This window comes from Paenibacillus sp. 01L418 (assembly GCF_056400045.1).
Window position 1 is genome coordinate 1 of record NZ_JBFTSN010000551.1, and the last position, 3914, is coordinate 3914.

Consider the following 3914-nt stretch of genomic DNA (forward strand, 5'->3'; position numbering starts at 1 on the left):
TACGCCATATGTTCTACGCCATATGTTCTATACCCTGCAACAGCAGATGCTTTAAACCTGATTCCTTCGAGAAGGCAGCCTGATTAAGGATTTTGCTTTCAATTCAGAGAAATTTAATGTTGAAGATTTAATGTTGAAGGATCATGGTCTGTTAATGATACGGCCAATGCTTCCATTAAGGTCGTTCAAGGCGATGTTGGATACGACACGACAAAAGAGATGGTAAGGTCCAACTGGAACCGCTATGCGGAAATTGGAAGCCGTGCTGGTGAGTTGTCTCAGCAAATCACTGGATTGATTCCGGGAGGAGAGTATACGGTTGGTGTATGGACTCAAACCGTTAAAGGAAGAAAATCCTCTTTACAGGTAACCATGAACGGCAAAACGTACAGCAATTATGTAACAGGCTTGGACGGTTCACATCAAAGTTCATTTAAATATGTGGACACAACTTGGCAGAGAATGAATGTGAAATTTAAGGTGCCAGAAGGCACGACAACGGCAACAATCAAGTTAATCGCAGATGCTGGAGCTGGCACTGTGCTATTCGATGATGTCCGAATTTGGAAGCATCTGACGTCGGGAAGCGGTGCTGAACAAGCTGGTTATGTCGTGAAGGAAGATTTTGAGAATGTGTATGAGGGCTGGGGGCCTTTCGAGTATGGAGGCGGCAGTCGAATGATTCATATCGCATCGGATCAGAGCAACCCGCATGATAACAATCCGATTGTTCAGGCAGCTGACCAAAAAATCGGTCCTGTCATGACTTGGGTATTGAATGGTCAGAATTCATTAAAGCTGAATGAAACTGACATGGGCAGACTGATCAAATCAAATGAGTCCGACATTAAATTAAAAGCGAATAAGACGTATGAGCTTGGCTTTGTTTATACGATGGAAAATGGGGTTACCTACGAGGTCAGCGTGTTGTCTCGTTCGACCGGCACTGCGGTGTTGAAGGAAACGCTGCTAAACAAGCCTAATTCGGGGATTAAGGCAGAGGATGGATACATCCGCTTTAGCCAAACCTTCACCACTGGGGCACAAGACGATTATCAGGTCGTGTTTAAAATGATTGCCAAAGGCGCAAGTAACGCGACTTCCGATTATGCTTTTATATTGGACGATTTCTACATCAAAAATACGGGCGTTGATTATGCCAAGGAGCTCCTGCTGCAAGCAATTAAAGATGCCCAAGCGCTTAAAGAAGCAGAGTATACTCCTGTGACATGGGCGACTGTTGCCGCTACTCTGCAAAGCGCTATCGAAGTAAGCAGCAATGCTGAAGCAACAATAGAAATGATTGAATCAGCGAGGACAGCTTTGGAGAAGGCTGTGAGTGAGCTGGAGACTCATGTCATCGCTATTGTAAGCTTGCAGGCAGTGTCAGTGACCACTACGGTTGGAAAGGCGCCAGTGCTGCCTCATACTGTGAGAGCTGTTTATAGTGACAAATCGGTTAAAGATCTTTTGGTCGTTTGGAATGCGATCAAAGCTTCCGATTATGCGCAAACTGGTACTTTTGAAGTAGAAGGCACGGTTGCAGGTACGACGCTTAAAGCGATCGCTACGGTGCATGTGCAGGCGGACAATAGCGGACCGGGTACAGATCCAGGAACAGGGACGAATCCGGGGACGGGCACTGGTCCAGGCACAGGCACAGATCCGGGAGCGGGCACTGGTCCAGGCACAGGCACAGGCACAGGCACAGATCCGGGAGCGGGAACTAAAGTGACTTTCCAGGATACAGCCAGTCATTGGGCTAGAAAAGAGATTGAAGCTCTTGCAGCCAAAGGCATTCTAACAGGCGTATCAGAGAACAAGTTTAACCCTAATGCTTCCATTACTCGCGCTGAAATCGCGGCTATGTTCACTCGGGGATTCAATCTCCAAGCAAGCACTTCTCAATCGTTTGAAGATGTGCGTGGGGACAAGTGGTACAACAATGTGATAACGGCTGCATCGGAATCGGGATTGCTACAAGGAACTGGAGGCAATCGATTTGAGCCCGACCGTTCCCTTACCCGTGAGGAAATGGCTGTCATTATCACGCGCGTGCTGCAAATAAAAGGTAAGCTGCCGACTCTTGCGACATCTGAAGATGCCATTTTAGCGAGCTTTAAAGACGAAGATCAAGCAGCCGCTTGGTCCAGAAATGCGCTGGCTATTTGTATCCAAGCAGGCTTGTTGAAAGGTATGCCGGATCAAACGCTCAAAGCCAACAAAGAGCTGACTAGAGCGGAAGCGGCGATTGTATTGAGCAGACTGTTCGATTATTTGAAATAGATTTAAAGTTTTTAGAGGACTAGTGGATTTCTCTACATTTTGAATGAGCTGTCCTAGAAATAGTCGGTTCGCTTTGAATTTTTAAAAATAGCGATATAGGGAGTTATTCCTGTATCGCTATTTTTCTATTCTGATCCATGGCTGCTTGCTTAAGCAGGTAGCGGGCAATCAAACGCCGCTCGACCCATTGGATGACATTCTGGCAGCCGATAAGCGGGAGACGGAACTCAGGGAACCCATAGATTCTGTAGCCCCTGTAGCAGCCACTTAAAACCCTCAGATCCCTCAAAGCCCTCAAAGCCCTCAGAACACCCCGAAACCCCGAAACCCCGAAACCCCGAAACCCCGAAACCCCGAAACCCCGAAACCCCGAAACCCCGAAACCCCGAAACCCCCAAACCCCCAAAAAACCGGAACCTTCGAAACCCCTGGAATCCTTGGAACCTCTGGAACCTCTGGAACCTCTGGAACCTCTGGAACCTCTGGAACCCCTGGAACCCCTGGAACCCCTCTACTATACTTTAGCTGTCTAAATACGCTTTCGAAAAGCGTGTTGGAGTGCGAATGGACTGTATACGAATTGTTAAGGTGGTGTGATTAGAGTGTGCGTGAACCAATTGTGGAGTGTAAATAAGCGCAGAAGTGCACTTGTTTTTAATATATGATCTGGAAATGACGAGAATAGGTGCACAAGTGCATCTATTTGAGCAGTTTTGAAAAGTAGCTGGTGGAATAAGTGTATTTATGCGCTTAAATGCTGCTACTAATTGGAGTGTGCTCACTAAACTAACTAATTTTATATTCTTGGCATCTGTAAGGAGTGGCGACTGGATGTGTGGGGGGTGCATTTGTAAGTGTGTAAGGAGTGYGATTGGACTGTATGTGAATWGTRTAGGYAGAGTGTTGGTAGTGTGATTCGAGTGTGCGTGAACCGATCGTGGAGTATAAATAAGCGCAGAAGTGCACTTGTTTTTAATAAATGTGCTGGAAATGAAGATGTCGCGATGCTGCTGCTAACAGGTGTATGCTCACTAAACTAGCCAGTTTTACATTCTTGAAATTTGTTGGGAATAACGGCTGGTTACGTGAGAGAACGTACATTTGTGAAGTGTGTAAGAAGTGCTATTGGGCTGTAAATGGATAGTGTAGGTAGAGTGTTGGTACTGTGGTGTGCGTGAACCGATCGTGGAGTGTAAATAAGAGCAGATTTGCACTTGTTTTTAATAAATGAGATGGAAATGACGTAAATACGTGCACAAGTGCATCTATTTGAGCAGTTTTGAAAAGTGGTTGGTGGAATAAGTGTATTTATGCACTTAGACGCTTAGATACCGCGATGCTGTTGCTAATCGGAGTGTGTTCACTAAACTAGTTAGTTTTGAATCCTTGGATCTTGTAGGGTGTGGCGACTGGATGTGTAAATAAGAGCAGATTTGCACTTGTTTTTAATAAATGAGATGGAAATGACGTAAATACGTGCACAAGTGCATCTATTTGAGCAGTTTTGAAAAGTGGTTGGTGGAATAAGTGTATTTATGCACTTAGACGCTTAGATACCGCGATGCTGTTGCTAATCGGAGTGTGTTCACTAAACTAGTTAGTTTTGAATCCTTGGATCTTGTAGGGTG

Annotated in this window: 1 protein-coding gene; it reads left to right on the plus strand. The window is 45.6% G+C overall.

Going from position 1 to position 3914, the window contains the following annotated elements:
• The first annotated feature begins 219 nt into the window (after positions 1-219).
• Positions 220-2286, plus strand: coding sequence for an S-layer homology domain-containing protein (locus AC1DSE_RS32460; RefSeq protein ID WP_477528851.1), 2067 nt, complete (start codon positions 220-222; stop codon positions 2284-2286).
• Positions 2287-3914: the final 1628 nt, after the last annotated feature.